Annotated in this window: 12 protein-coding genes; 4 read left to right on the top strand and 8 right to left on the bottom strand. The window is 57.6% G+C overall.

Features of this window, described 5'->3' with window-relative positions:
- From oppB to acs, 3 genes are all read right to left on the bottom strand, one after another.
- Positions 1-924 (bottom strand): oligopeptide ABC transporter permease OppB, encoded by a 924-nt coding sequence (gene oppB, locus BMY44_RS01260; protein WP_089989302.1) that lies wholly within the window; start codon positions 922-924, stop codon positions 1-3.
- Between the two features lie 75 nt (positions 925-999).
- Positions 1,000-2,634, bottom strand: coding sequence for a peptide ABC transporter substrate-binding protein (locus BMY44_RS01255; RefSeq protein WP_089989298.1), 1,635 nt, complete (start codon positions 2,632-2,634; stop codon positions 1,000-1,002).
- A 308-nt stretch (positions 2,635-2,942) separates the two neighbouring features.
- Positions 2,943-4,907, bottom strand: coding sequence for an acetate--CoA ligase (acs, locus tag BMY44_RS01245; protein WP_089989293.1), 1,965 nt, complete (start codon positions 4,905-4,907; stop codon positions 2,943-2,945).
- Between the two features lie 221 nt (positions 4,908-5,128).
- Here acs and BMY44_RS01240 point away from each other — a divergent pair, with 221 nt between their 5' ends.
- Together BMY44_RS01240 and BMY44_RS01235 are read left to right on the top strand one after the other, a co-directional pair.
- A complete protein-coding gene (locus BMY44_RS01240; protein WP_089989290.1) occupies positions 5,129-5,626 on the top strand; it encodes a YdcF family protein in 498 nt (165 codons plus the stop codon).
- 54 nt (positions 5,627-5,680) lie between these two features.
- Positions 5,681-6,382: a hypothetical protein gene (locus BMY44_RS01235; protein WP_089989289.1), complete on the top strand. Its 702-nt coding sequence runs from the start codon at positions 5,681-5,683 to the stop codon at positions 6,380-6,382.
- A gap of 15 nt (positions 6,383-6,397) precedes the next feature.
- Here BMY44_RS01235 and BMY44_RS01230 read toward each other — a convergent pair whose 3' ends face one another.
- Positions 6,398-8,686, bottom strand: coding sequence for a glycosyl hydrolase family 28-related protein (locus BMY44_RS01230; RefSeq protein ID WP_089989286.1), 2,289 nt, complete (start codon positions 8,684-8,686; stop codon positions 6,398-6,400).
- Positions 8,687-8,807: 121 nt separating this feature from the next.
- Positions 8,808-9,209, bottom strand: a complete 402-nt coding sequence (locus tag BMY44_RS01225; RefSeq protein ID WP_089989284.1) for a DUF4864 domain-containing protein — start codon at positions 9,207-9,209, stop codon at positions 8,808-8,810.
- Between the two features lie 126 nt (positions 9,210-9,335).
- Between BMY44_RS01225 and BMY44_RS01220 the strand changes: the two genes are divergently transcribed.
- On the top strand, positions 9,336-9,893 hold the full coding sequence (locus BMY44_RS01220; protein WP_089989281.1) for a peptidoglycan-binding domain-containing protein: 558 nt from the start codon (positions 9,336-9,338) through the stop codon (positions 9,891-9,893).
- Positions 9,894-9,961: 68 nt separating this feature from the next.
- Here BMY44_RS01220 and BMY44_RS01215 read toward each other — a convergent pair whose 3' ends face one another.
- Positions 9,962-11,527, bottom strand: coding sequence for a lysine--tRNA ligase (locus BMY44_RS01215; RefSeq protein WP_089989278.1), 1,566 nt, complete (start codon positions 11,525-11,527; stop codon positions 9,962-9,964).
- A 112-nt stretch (positions 11,528-11,639) separates the two neighbouring features.
- On the opposite strand from BMY44_RS01215, the gene BMY44_RS01210 reads away from it, so the two are divergent.
- A complete protein-coding gene (locus BMY44_RS01210) occupies positions 11,640-12,059 on the top strand; it encodes a tellurite resistance TerB family protein (RefSeq protein ID WP_089989276.1) in 420 nt (139 codons plus the stop codon).
- A 34-nt stretch (positions 12,060-12,093) separates the two neighbouring features.
- On the opposite strand, the gene dacB is transcribed toward BMY44_RS01210, so the two are convergent.
- Both dacB and BMY44_RS01200 read right to left on the bottom strand, forming a co-directional pair.
- On the bottom strand, positions 12,094-13,605 hold the full coding sequence (gene dacB / locus BMY44_RS01205; RefSeq protein ID WP_089989273.1) for a D-alanyl-D-alanine carboxypeptidase/D-alanyl-D-alanine endopeptidase: 1,512 nt from the start codon (positions 13,603-13,605) through the stop codon (positions 12,094-12,096).
- A 42-nt stretch (positions 13,606-13,647) separates the two neighbouring features.
- The gene (locus BMY44_RS01200; protein WP_242650453.1) at positions 13,648-14,256 is read right to left on the bottom strand and encodes a nicotinate-nucleotide adenylyltransferase; all 609 of its coding nucleotides are present in this window, start codon (positions 14,254-14,256) and stop codon (positions 13,648-13,650) included.
- Positions 14,257-14,425 lie beyond the last annotated feature (169 nt).

Raw genomic sequence — 14,425 nt, 5'->3', positions numbered from 1 at the left:
TCAGTATCGGATTTTCGGGTCGATCCACGCGTAAAGCAGATCAACGACCAGATTGAACAGAATCGTCAGGGCACCAACCAGAATGGTGATCCCCATGATGACGGAATAATCGCGGCTAAACGCGGAATCGACGAATGCCCGACCGATACCACCAGTCGAAAAGAACACGTCGATCAGAACAGAGCCGGTAATCATGAACACGAACGCAGGCCCCAGATATGACAGGACAGGCAGCATCGCCGGTTTCAAGGCATGGCGCAGGATCACACGGCGCATCGGTAGCCCTTTGGCGCGCGCGGTGCGGATGAAATTTGCGTTCAACACCTCCAGCATCGAAGACCGTGTGATCCGGGCGATCGACGCCATATAGGATGTGGACAGCGCGATGACCGGCAGCACCAGATATTCCCATTGGCCGCCATTCCAGCCGCCGCCGGGCAACCAACCGAGCCAGAGTGTGAAGACAAGGATCAGGATCGGGGCCAGCACAAAAGTGGGCAGAACCTGCGCGCCGATGGACATACCGATCGCGATGTAATCGATCCATGTGTTCTGCTTGATCGCCGCGGCAACACCAAGGGTCACACCGACGCTGACCGCCAGAATGAATGACCAGAACCCGTAAGTCAGCGTGACAGGAAAGCCCTGCGCAATCACATCATTGACGGTGCGGTCCTTGTATTGAAACGACGGGCCGAAATCGAATTGCGTAACGACGCCGACGACGTAACTGACGATGCGTTCCCAAAACGACTTGTCCAGACCGTATTTCGCTTCGAGATTTGCCAGCACTTCGGGCGGCAGCGGGCGTTCTCCACCAAACGGATTTCCGGGGGCTGTATACATCAGCACGAAGCTGAAAATCACAAGGATCAACAGCGTCGGGATCGCAACGGCAATGCGTCGTAGCACAAATGAAAGCATGTCAGGGGTCCGCTATTGTGATCAGCGAAAAGGAATGCCGCGCCCCAAATTCAGGGACGCGGCAAATGGCACAGCTTATTCAGCGATTTTGTAGAAATCTTTGCTGTACATGTTCTGCTGGAAGTTGTTGTACGGCCAACCTTCGAGGTTCTCGGCCATCATGTTCACGGCAGCATAGTGATAGATCGGAATGATCGGCGTATCCTGCGCGATAAACTCTTCTACCTTGTCGTAGTTGGCCTGCGGATTGTCCGCTGTCTTGGCTTCAGCCAGCAATGCGTCAACTTCTGGGTTGTTGTATTTGCTGTCGTTATAGCCGGATCCGGAATCCATCAGGTCAAGGAAGGTGGACGCTTCGTTGTAGTCTGCACACCAGCCACCACGCGCGACGTCAAAGTCACCGTTGGAGCGGGCTTCGAGGAATGTCTGCCATTCCTGGTTTGCCAGCGTCGTTTCGACACCCAGCGTTTGCTTCCACATCTGGCTGATCGCGATGGCAACGGACTTGTGTGCCTCGGACGTATTGTAGACCAGATCGATGGTGAGCGGATTATCGGCACCGAAACCGGCCCCTTCCAGCAGCTCGACCGCCATCGCGTTCCGCTCGTCCTGAGTCATCTTCGCCATCGGGATATCAGGCGTTTCAAAGCCAGCCGTGGCCCAGTGGGTGAACGTATAGGCGGGCTTTTGACCACCGGCGAGAACCGCATTGGTGATGATGTCGCGGTCGATTGCAAGCGACAGCGCTTTGCGCACGTCGGGGTTCTGCAGCTCTTCCGGAGCGTTATCGCGCAGGTTGAACATGTAGTAATAGGAACAAGCCTCTGGCACGCTCACGGCCTGTTCAGGATAATCGGCTGAAAGGGACGGGAACTGGCCCGCCGGTACCTGTGTCCAGTCAAGCTCTCCGGCCAGATAGCGGGTCAGTGCGGTGTTCTCGTCGGTGATGACAAGGGCCGTGACCTTTTCAATGATCGTATTGTCGTTGTCCCAATACATTGGGTTCCGCTCACGCACCAGACGCTCGCCGGGGACATGCTCTGTCAGAACATAAGCACCATTGGAGACGATGTTCTCGGGGCGGGTCCACTCGGAACCATGTGCCTCGACGGTGGCGCGATGCACGGGGAATGTCGTGCCATGCACGACCATGTCGGCAAAGTATGGCAGCGGCTGTGACAGGCGCACTTCCAGCGTCAGATCGTCGACGGCGGTCACACCCAGCTCATCAATCGGTTTGTCACCGGCGATGACTTCAGCCCCGTTTTCGAGGGACATCAGTTCAATGTACCACGCATAGGGGGATGCCAGTTCAGGAGATGCTGCACGTTTCCAGGCGTATTCGAAATCGGCTGCCGTCACAGGATCGCCGTTCGACCATTTGGCATTGTCACGCAACGTAAACGTGTAGACCAGATTATCGTCGGACACTTCGAAACCGGTGGCGACACCGGGAACCAGATTGCCGTCAGCATCCTGATTCATCAGGCCTTCGAACAGGTCGCGCACGATCTTGGACCCGTCGACGTCTTCAACCAGACCGGGATCGAACGACGGGCTTTCGTCACCGACGCGATATGTGAAAGTCTGCTCAGAGGCGAGTGCTTCGCCAGTTTCAGGGTGGGTTGCGTGGCTGTCGGCCCAGGCTGCACCACCAGTGGCGATCACGGCAGCTGCTGTTGTCGCCTTCAGGAATGATGTCAAAGTCATGAATGTCTCCCTTTTGTCGGCCGCTTTGCGCGGCCATACATTTTGAACGTCATGCGCGTCTTGCGCGCTGATGGTTCATCCTTTGGTGAGTCCGCTAAAAGTGCAAGCACTAAACCCGGGCGACCCGACGGCAAGTTGCCGCGTAGGTCAGCTTGCGCAAAAAACCGCATGTTTGGCGCGCGGTTTGCAAAACAATCAGATAGTTGTTCGCGGGTGGACCACCCCAAATCTGTCTTTCACAAATTGTGACGATCTTGATTCGAGACGCAAAAAGGGCGGCCAAATTGCCGCCCTTCACCTTGAAATTTCTATTTACCGCGGTTCATGCGGTTTTCGATCAAATCCTCGACAACCGATGGATCGGCGAGGGTCGATGTGTCGCCCAGCGATCCGAAATCGTCTTCGGCAATCTTGCGCAGAATGCGACGCATGATCTTGCCAGACCGTGTTTTCGGCAATCCCGGTGCCCACTGGATAAGATCCGGCTTGGCGATCGGGCCGATCTCGGAGCGCACCCATGTTTCCAGTTCCTTACGCAGTTCGTCAGACGGCTCTACGCCGTTCATCAGCGTGACATAGGCATAGATGCCCTGCCCTTTGATCTCGTGCGGATAACCGACGACTGCGGACTCGGCGACCTTGCTATGTGCGACAAGGGCGCTTTCGACCTCGGCCGTACCCATCCGGTGACCAGAGACATTGATTACGTCGTCAACTCGCCCGGTAATCCAGTAGTAGCCGTCCTCATCACGGCGACAGCCGTCACCGGTAAAGTAGTAGTTCTTGTAGTCCGCGAAATAGGTCTTTTCGAACCGGTCATGGTCACCCCAGACGGTGCGCATCTGTCCTGGCCAACTGTCTTTGATACACAAGACCCCCTCGGCCGCTGTGTCAGTCAATTCCGCGCCCGTTGTCGGCTCAAGGATCACCGGTTGAATACCGAAGAACGGCAGTGTCGCTGAACCCGGTTTGGTCGCTGTCGCACCTGGCAGCGGGGTCAGCAGATGCCCGCCCGTTTCAGTCTGCCACCACGTGTCGACAATCGGCGCACGGCCCTTGCCGACCACATCGTTATACCAGTTCCACGCTTCGGGGTTGATCGGTTCACCCACCGTGCCAAGCACCTTGATATCGGACAGGTCGTATTTTTCGACAAAGCTGTTGCCCTGCCCCATCAGCGCGCGAATGGCGGTCGGTGCGGTATAGAATTGATTCACCTTGTGCTTTTCGCAAACTGCCCAGAAACGCCCCGCATCGGGATATGTGGGCACACCTTCGAACATCACCGTTGTCGCGCCATTGGCGAGCGGCCCGTAGACGATATAGCTGTGGCCCGTGACCCAGCCGACATCGGCCGTACACCAGAAGATGTCACCGTCGTGATAGTCGAACGTGTATTGATGGGTCATCGCAGCATAGACCAGATAGCCGCCCGTGGAATGCACGACGCCCTTGGGCTGGCCGGTCGAACCGGATGTATAAAGGACGAACAGCGGGTCTTCTGCGGCTACCTCCTCTGGCGGGCAGTCGTTGCTGACGTTTTCTTCCATTTCGTGCAGCCAGAAATCGAGACCATCACGCCATGCGATTTGCTGGCCGGTGCGCTTGACGACAAGGCATTTGACCTCATTGAAGTCATCGCGCAGCGCCTGGTTGACGTTGTCCTTCAGATTTGTGACGCGACCACCGCGCGGTGCGCCATCGCTTGTGATGACGACTTTTGCGCCGCAGGCATTGACCCGTGCGCCCAGTGCATCAGGCGAGAATCCAGCGAAAACGATGGAGTGGATTGCCCCGATCCGTGCACAGGCCAGCATCGCGTAGGCCGCCTGCGGGATCATCGGCATATAGATAACGACACGATCGCCCTTGCTAACGCCCATCTCCTTCAGAACGTTTGCGAATTTGCAGACGTGTGCGTGCAGCTGCTGGTAGGTGATATGCTGCGCTTCGTCGCTGGCTTCATCGGGCTCCCAGATGATCGCGGTCTGGTTGCCACGGTCCTTGAGATGCCGGTCCACGCAGTTCGCCGCGACGTTCAGCGTCCCGTCCTCGTACCATTTGATGTCGATACTTCCGGGGGCAAAGCTGGTGTTCTTGACCTTGGAATAGGGCTTGATCCAGTCGACGCGCTTACCATGTTCGCCCCAGAATGCATCCGGGTCCGCGATCGACGCGGCATACATGGCGTCATAGGTCTCTTTGTCAGCGTGGGCCCGTGCCGCCTGTTCTGCGGTTGGCGGATAAAGGCCTGCGGTTTCAGACTGTGACATGCGTGTCCCCCCATAGTGAATGTGTATTGCGGTCCGACCTCCATCGGACCTGCCAGCGTGCGCTGACATCCTCCGCTGTGCATCATCCGCAATCACGCAGCTTTGCCAAGCGGGGCTGTCATATGAGCGGACCGGAGTTGTAAAAAAGTTTTACTACATGGCCGCAATTTCTTTACCAAAAGATGGTTCACCTGTCAGCGTCGCGGCGCTAGAGAAGGGTCATGCAAGTCATCCTGATCCTCGGGGCGGCGGTCTGGCAGGACGGCCCCTCACCCACGATGCGACGGCGCTGCGCGCATGCGCTCTCCCTGTGGCAAATGGATCGCGCGCAGGTACTCGTGCCCTGCGGCGGGCTTGGCATCCATGCGCCTGCAGAGGCTGAGATCATGCGCGATATTTTCATCAAGGCCGGGGTGCCTGCCGCGCAGATCATCCCGGAAGCGAAATCGCGTACCACTTACGAAAATCTGCGAAACGCCCGCGCCCTTCTGTCACGTTTCGACGTCACGCGCGTTATCATCGTGTCGGATCGCTATCATCTGCCACGCGCGCGCATGGTTGCGCGCCACCTTGGCTGGCAGGCAGAAACATCGGGGCCGTCGACACGCGGCGGACATCGCAAGACGCAGATACGCAACCTTGCGCGCGAAGCAGGGGCTATCCCACTGTATGCGCTGAAGCTGTGGGGCCACCGGCTGCGCGGGTCAGACCGACGTTAACGGCGCATTAACCATTATGAACAAAAGTAATGCGGTGCCGCTGGAGAGCCCCGCATGTTCCGAATTCTGGTCATCCTGATCGCACTGCTTGCCGGACAACCTGCCCTTTCCGGGGCATGGGCACGCGAAAAGGGAGAGTGGTTCATCGCGTTTGGCGGCAACTTCTGGCTGTCGGACGGCTCTGAGCTGCCCGTCCACTATGACCCCACGCTTTATGCTGAATTCGGGCTGACGGACCGGATAACGGTCGGACTGGACAGCCATCTTGCAGATGCGGGCAGAATTGCGTCCGATTTCATCTTTTTCACCGTCCCGGTCGGTGATCTGGAGGCGCAGAACCGCTTTGCCGTTGGTGTCGGCTTTGGACTGCGACGCACTTTGCACACACCGACCAATCTGGCGACAGCAGATTTTTCCTACTTGCGGACCGAGGAATTGTTACGCGGCAGCGTCTCTTGGGGGCGCGGCTATGAAAGCGGTTGGTACGCGGTCGATGCCTCGGCCACCCTGGCGGTCAGCGAAAACAAATGGCGCCCCAAGGCCGATCTGACCTGGGGGCGCCACTGGAATGATCACTGGACAACGACCGTCCAACTGCAAACCGGACAAGGCTTCACCGATGACTACTATGCAAAGATCAGCCCGTCGGTGATCTATCACTGGAACGATTACTTTTCGATCAGTGTCGGGGCAGTGCAAGGGCTGACCGGTGACAAAGGGGCAGGCATGAAGCTGGAAACGTGGATCACCTTCTGACCTGCCCGCCAAACGCTAAAGCGGGTTGTCCATGCGCACCTGATAGCGGATGCGCCCCTCGACTGCGGTCTTGAAGACAAAACGGACTTCGGATTGGTCTGGGCCGTAATCCGTATTCACGTAAGGCATCTCGTAGACCGTAGCATCGGAACTGTCCTTGAGGGGACCATCCGCCATAACACTGTCGACAAACCGGGCGCGCCCGCCAAATGGAAGGTAGGGCGCGTTCTCGGCAACCCAGGTGCGGGTCGGTGTCGACTCATCGTGTGACAGGATCGCTGGGTTATATACTTCGTCACGCACACTGTGGAAGGTATTCGCAGCGAAGGTCACGCCGCGCATCCGGCCATAGTCCAGATCGGCAAGTGACGTATCGACGTGCTCGACCTTGTCGATGAACCCGTTGATCGAGCGGAACACATTGCTGACCACCGAGAAGCCGTGGATGAAATGGTTCGGGCCATAGGGCTTGATGACGATGAAGTTGAACCAGTCCGCAACATCGTTGGTCGTAAAAATGTTGCCCGTAATAGTCAGCCCGCCAAATGAAAACTGCGCGCCCAGCGCAGGTTCCGCACTGTGTTCGTTCGTCCATTCGATGAAATTGTTGTCACAGTAGTTGCCGGTGATGATGCTTTTGCAGTTCGGGGTCGTGATGATGATCCCGCCCTTGCGCACGCCGTTGTCTTCATTGTCGCCGTGGAACCAGTGATTGCCCGAAATCAGGGTGCCGGTGCCGCCCAATACGCAGAAATGCTTGAACAAGGCCACGCGGTTGTCGCGGATTTTAACATCATTGGCGTTGGCGTTGAAGCCGATGGTGGTGCGGTCCTGCACCGGCAACGGCTGCTCGTTGCTGGCAAAGTTGCAGCGGTCGATCATCATGCCCTGACAGCCCGTTCCAATCGAGGTCAGACCGCGGTTCTTCGGCTTTGTGACAAAGCAATCGCGCAGGTGGAACGTCAGGCCTTGTGGTGCAAGCAAAATGCCGCTGGCATGACCGTTACACTGGAATTCGACGTCATCAATCACGAACTGCGCAAGATCGTCATAGCCCGAGAAATCGAGCAAGTATTTGTAGCGTCGGAACGTATAAGTCTGCGTGCCTACCGCATCATAAAGCGGCTGGCTGAGCGTGACAGTCTTTTGGCCAACATTCGTCGCCCGCACATAGATCTCGCGGCCGACACCCGTCCCGCTGACTCGTGCGCCAACGACCACATTGGCGACGTCGATCACATTGGTCAGTTGATTGGGATTGCTTGCGCTATAGGTGGCTTGTGAAGTCACCGAATCTGTATTCCACGCCGATCCGGGTTCAGGCTGGAACTGCCCGTTGCGAATGACCCGCCGTGTTGCAAAAACCGTGCGTGATGGATCGGCAGCCTGCATGTCCAACGGTTCGGACAAAGTGATCCGGCGGCCGCACAGATCAAGCGACTCGTGATCCGAGAAATTCAGCAGTGCCTGATAGGCTTTCTTGAACGCTGTCTCTTCATCACCGAAGGCATCGACATAGGTGGCGTAGTTAAAGTCCTTTTGCAGGATGAACCGGTGATTGGCCGATTGCACGACGGTGCCTTCAAACTTGACGCGGCTTGACAGGGTCACACTGTCTTCGAGCTTGTAAACGCCCTTGGATACAAGCACCGTACGTCCCTGCGCTGCGGCATCCGCCGCTTCGAATGCAGCTGAATCGTCCGCGCTGCCGTCACCGATCGCGCCGTAATCGCGTACGTCCACCAACGACAACATGTCGCGCTGAAAGGCGCTCGTGATGTCTTCGATTACCAGATCGTCGAGGCGGACCAGCCCACCGTTCGGCCCCGTCAGATCAATCCCGAAATGGCCATAGGCTGCCCCTTGCCAGACCAGATCGACACCATTGCGATCACCTGTGCCGACAATGGCGCTGACCTCCACGATCTCGCCATACGTCGTCAGTGATGTGGATGGCGCTGTCAGATCCAGTCCGCCGACCGGATCACCGCTATTGTCTCCAGCAAATGCAGCAATGCGTACGTTCGGCAACGGTCCGGCGACAGCCTTAAAGCGGGCAGTTACGCGCAGATAGCAGCCCGGCAGAATCGGCGTTTCGCCCATATAGCGCACGCGGGTCGTGCCACTGGTCTTGTTGATCTCAAGACAGCCGCCAAAGTCCTGATCGGCGGCGACGAATACGCCGTTACCGCTTAGGGCATAGGTGTCCGATCCGGGCGTTCCGTCGCCGCTTGACCACACGCCCAGACCTGCCGCGAACGGCAGTGGCATCAGCACAATCCCATCGGTAATCGCTTTGTTCATGGAAAATCCCTTTGAAGACGGCGCGCGCGCCGGTTACAGCAAAGCCGGCCCATGCGGGCGGCACTTGCGCTAGGGAATACTCCTCAGGCGTAAAGGGGTGGTGGGGCCACCGTGACGGTGCTCAGGCGGCAACGTCCGGCGCGGGCAGGACCTGCACGCCGTTAATACGCCATCCGGCTTCAGTCTCGATCATCGCGTATTCTAGGACAAAGGCAGCACCTGCACTGTCGCGGATCAGAACGCGCTGAATCAGGATCCCGTTGACTTCGCCAAGCTCCAGAAATTCAACATCCTTGTTGGTCCAAACCATCGGATAGCCGTTTTCGACCATCATTCCAAAGTTGTCCGGCGTCTGGAACAGACCTTGAATCATCGGACTTGCGAACTGCCAGGCCCCCTGGACATCGCGGTCGTTGAAGGCCTGAAGCTGGCTGCCGATCACGTCTTCGATGGCGCGGTTGTCCTGCGCAATGGCGGGCATCACCCAAACCCAGATCGCCGCAAAGATCGCAAGAAAACGCATGTTCAATCCTCCGTTTTGTCTTCTTTACGCATGATAAGCCAAATTGGTTTCATTTCTCTGCCCTGCCCCTTTCGCTTTGCAATCGAATGTGGTCGACTTTGCCGCAGGCAATAAAGGGATAGCACGATGTCAATTCTCAAACGCGGCATGAAGGGTGCGCCGGTCAAACGGCTGCAGGAAAAACTGGGACTCTCGATCGACGGGGATTTCGGACCCGCGACCGAAAAGGCGCTCAAAGCCTATCAGGAGAAAAACGATCTGGTCGCCGACGGCATCGCTGGTCCCGATACGTTCACTGTCATCGGATTGCCCGAACTGATCCTGCTGCGGCAGGGATCGCGCGGCGAAGCCGTCAAGCTTTTGCAGATGGATCTTGGAATAGATGCAGACGGCAAATTCGGCCCTGGCACAAAGAAGGCGGTGCAGGCATTTCAGGAAAAGAACGGGCTGAACGCCGATGGGATCGCAGGGCCGAACACATTGTCCAAGATGCTGCTTTTCGCAGGCATGATGACACCGGCCACTGTGAAACTCGCCGAAGTGCAGCCCGACGAGGAACACTTCGAGGCCGAACCAATGCCAGAGGTCAAAGGGGCCGAACCGGTCAAGGGCGAAACCGTTACGATCGCCGAAACATCTGAAGAGAAATCGGTCTGGGGCAAGGTCACAGGCTGGTTCAGCTGACCATGCTTCAAAAAAACGCCGCCCCGTAAGACAGGGCGGCGCTTCATCATTCGCGCGACGGCTTGCAGCTAGCCCAACCGATCCTCAATCAGGGCAATGGTTTCGTTCACACCATAAAGCGCAATGAATCCGCCAAAACGCGGGCCCTGCGATGCGCCGAGCAGCACCTCGTAAAGCGCGGTGAACCAGGCGCGCAGCGGTTCAAATCCGTGATCCTTGCCCACCGCAAATACCATGGATTGCAGTTCTTCGGCATCTAGCCCGCCGTCCCAAGCCTTCAGGCGATCCGCAAGATCGCGCAAGGCCGCGCGTTCAGTGTCGGTCGGATCCCGGTAGACCTTGGTTGGCTTCACAAAGTCGTTGTAATAGCGCACGGCAAAACCCGCCGCCTGATCCATCTGCGGGTTCTTTTCGGCTGACGCATCTGGCGCATACCGCTGAATAAAGCCCCAAAGGGCTTCCTTGTCCTCGGCCCCTGAAACGGACGCAAGGTTGAGCAGCATCGAAAACGATACCACCATGTCCGAGGCAGGGACGTTGTGTCCATGGATATGGAAGACAGGGTTATTTGCCCGCGCCGCCGCATCCTGATCGGCATAGGCCCGAAGCTGCTGATGGTATTCATCCACCGCCTTCGGGATCACGTCAAAATGCATCCGCTTGGCCGTCTTCGGCTTGAGATACATGAAATAGGACAGGCTCTCGGTCGAGGCATAGGTCAGCCATTCGTCTATTGAGATTCCGTTGCCGGATGACTTGGAAATCTTCTGCCCGTTTTCATCAAGAAACAGCTCGTATGAGAAATGTTCGGGCTTGCGGCCACCCAGAATCTCGCAAATCCGGTCGTAGATCGCTGTATTCGTGGCATGTTCCTTGCCATACATCTCGAAATCGACACCCAGAGCGGCCCAGCGTGCGCCAAAATCGGGCTTCCATTGCAGCTTAACGTTGCCGCCGGTGACAGGCAGGGTCCATTCCTTGCCGCCCTCGTCATCAAACGTCACAGTGTGATTGACCGGGTCGACGTTCTTCATCGGAACATAAAGAACGCGACCTGTCTCGGGATGGATCGGCAGGAAAATGGAATATGTCTGCTGACGTTCTTCGCGCAAGGATTTCAGCATCACGGCCATGACGTCGTCATACCGCTCACAGGCGCGTTTCAGAACTTCATCGAACTGACCAGTCTCATAAAATTCCTTGGCCGAATAGAATTCGTACTCGAACCCGAAGGTGTCCAAAAACCGGCGCAGCATCGCGTTGTTGTGATGGCCAAAGCTTTCGAATTCGCCAAATGGATCAGGGACAGAGGTCAACGGCTTGTGCATGTGCTTGGCCAGTTCTTCTTGGTTGGGCACATTGCCTGGCACCTTACGCATGCCGTCCAGATCGTCGGAAAAACAGATCAGACGGGTCGGGATGTCAGAGATCACTGCAAATGCACGACGGATCATGGTGGTGCGCAGGACTTCGCCAAAGGTGCCAATGTGGGGTAGACCGGACGGACCATAGCCCGTTTCGAACAGCACATAGCCCTTGGGATATTTCTCATTCTCGTAACGTTTCAGCAGCTTGCGGGCCTCTTCAAAGGGCCAGGCCTTGGAAGTCATCGCTGCGTCACGCAAAGAAGTCATGATAAGTCTCTCAAATGAATCAGGCATCACCGCGACGCCATGAACGCGCACTCCCTATTGCGGCAGGGGTGCGGGGTCAATAAATGGTATCGTACAGGTAAAGGACAAACCCATGACAGCAGACACCCCGATCACCGCCGAAGACGCGCTTGTCGCATTGATGGTTGCGGTTTCCGCATCCGACGAAGACATCCGTACCGCAGAACTGGTGAAGATGAACAACACCATCAACAATCTTCCCGTCTTTGCCGATTACGATACAGAACGCGTGGCGCGGGTCGCCAAGATGGTGTTTGAAATGCTTGAACCCGAAGACGGGCTTGAAGCGTTGTTCGGCATGATACGCGATGCGCTGCCAGAAAAGCTGAACGAAACGGCATATGCACTGGCCTGTGACGTGGCGGCGGCTGATGGCGTGATTGATGATCCTGAAAACCGCATGCTCGAAGAAATCCGGTATGAGCTGAACATCGACCGCCTGCACGCCGCTGCCATCGAACGCGGTAGCCGCGCGCGGCACATGACGCTTTGAGTGGACGCTGCCGGAACCTGCGACCAGTCAAATCTTACAAATCCGCGGCACGTCCCCAGCGTTGCAGCAGCACCTGTTGCAACCGCTTCGCCTTCCCGTTGTAGCTTCCGGCACCGGGCGGTTGTTCATCTGCGGACAGCTTGCCCTTCTCACGCGCGTCCATATCCGCGGCAAAGAACGCAAAGGCCAATTCCCGCCCGCCCTGCGTCGTGATGTAACCCGCCAGCGATGACACAAAGTTCAGCGTGCCGGTCTTGGCGTTGATGGTCGCCGGGAAATCGCGAATGCGTTCGCGGTCATCGTCCAGCATGGCAATGGGTTTCAGGATAGGCTTCAACTGTCGCGCCACATCGCGGGCGTTCAGCAGGCGGACCATATCGCCAGCAGCGATGCGCGACTGATCGCCAAGCCCCGAATGATCCACAAATTGCGGGTCAATCTCCGCGCGATCTGCTGCCCAGCGCGTCATGCCGAAGGCGGATGTGCGCAAGCCGCGTTTCTGATCCGCGCGCGCAGCAGTGGCAGCAAGACCCGTAACTTCCGCCGTCAGGTTCGTCGAAAATCGCAGCATGTCGCGCAGGATTTCGCGCAATGGATCGCTTTTGAATGCGGTGATGACATCGCCCTGCGGTATCTGTGTCATTAGCACAGGCTTTGGCAGCACAATCCCTGCTGTGCGTGCGAAGGTCTGGAATACCTCGCCGGCATAAAGTGCCGGATAGCGTACCGGCAGCCAGCGCGACCCGCCCGAACCCAGTGCGCGACGCGCAACGGTCCAATTGTCCACGCCATTGCTGTCGGCATAGGTGTAAACCGGGGTCGTGCGATCCACGATGCGCATGCGGGCCGTCGTAACCGGCGGGCGGTGCGTCTCGCTGCGCGCGTCAAGCGCGACGGTGTAATTCTCGCCCGCGCGCTTCCATTCAAAATGGACGCGGTTAAAGTTCAGGTTCAGCCCCGCGACGGTCGGATTGTAACCAAGATAGTCAAGCTGCGTATCGTCGATCTCGTCGACCCGCGCGATGGCATCACCCCAGATGCGGAACTCTCCGGTGACTTCTTTCAGTCCTGCGTTCTTGAGCTGATCGACAAGTGTAGCAAGCTGATCGGTGACAAGATGCGGATCCCCGCCACCCGCAAGGATCAGGTTGCCTTGCAAAACGCCGTTAACGATGGGACCATCAGCAAGTACGCGGGTTTCAAAGCGGTAATCCGGCCCCAACGCCTCCAGCGCATAAAGCGCGGTGACAGCCTTGGTCACACTTGCCGGTGGCACAGCGATATCACCATCCACCTCCTCAAGGATTTCGCCGGTCTGTGTGTCCGCGACCACAAAGCCTACAGTCCCGCCCAGACCGGCCCGCGCGATCAGTTCACGTGCGCTCAGGCGGGCCTGCGGGCGGATCGGCGGGATGGGTGTCTCGGCCGGTGCACCCGGTCGCGCCGTCGGGCGCAAAGAAACCAACGGCGCGTCAGCAAAGCTCGCCGTGGCAAGGGCCGATACGGCACCGGTCAGAACATATCGGCGGGACAGGAGGTGCTTCATGACATCGACCTTATGCAGATTGGCACGACAGGAGCAACGGCATCATGTGTCACTGCGGCCCCATGCCCCCTTTGCTCGGATCGCGGTCGAGGACGCATCCGACATCGGCACATTCAGAAAGCACCACGCAGGGGCCTGTGCGCGGGCCAACAGTCCGGCGGCGCGGGCAGGCAGCTGGGCGTGGCGATAGATATTCGCCGCCTTTGAAGTGCGCCCTGAAATACGTTGGCCAGGGCGGGCAAGCACGCCAATGGGAACGTTTTGCATGATCCATTCCCAGTCTTTCCAGTGATCAAACTGCGCCAGATTGTCTGCCCCCATCAGCCAGACGAAACGCGCCTTGGGATACATGGCCTGCAGCTTTTGCAAAGTCCTTGCAGTGTACGTTGTCTCTAGCCGGGTCTCTATATCTGTTATCTGCACGCGCGGGTGATCCATGACGCGGCGGGCTGCGGCAAGTCTGTCTTCCATCGGCGCAGGTTGGCGCGATTTCAACGGGTTGCCCGGTGTGACCAGCCACCAGATGCGATCCAGTTGGAACAGCGTCAGCGCGGCCTTGGTGATCGCCACATGGCCCTGATGCGGCGGATCGAACGACCCGCCAAGCAGGCCGATCGTCTCATAGGGTCGCACGTTCGGCCTTGGCAGCACAGAGTGTTCCTTCGCATTGACAGCGCGTGGACAAAACCGTTGATGGGCGGCAGACGCAAGGCCATTCATGCGAAAGTGATGCATGACAGCGCATCAGGGCATCGGCGATTGCCCCTGCCCCGATCCGCCGTTATCTAGTGGCAAATTTCGTCATTTCCGGAGCATCCTA

It is taken from the genome of Cognatiyoonia koreensis (assembly GCF_900109295.1).
Taxonomy (GTDB): Bacteria; Pseudomonadota; Alphaproteobacteria; order Rhodobacterales; family Rhodobacteraceae; genus Cognatiyoonia; species Cognatiyoonia koreensis.
This window is presented reverse-complemented; position numbering and strand designations above follow the sequence as displayed.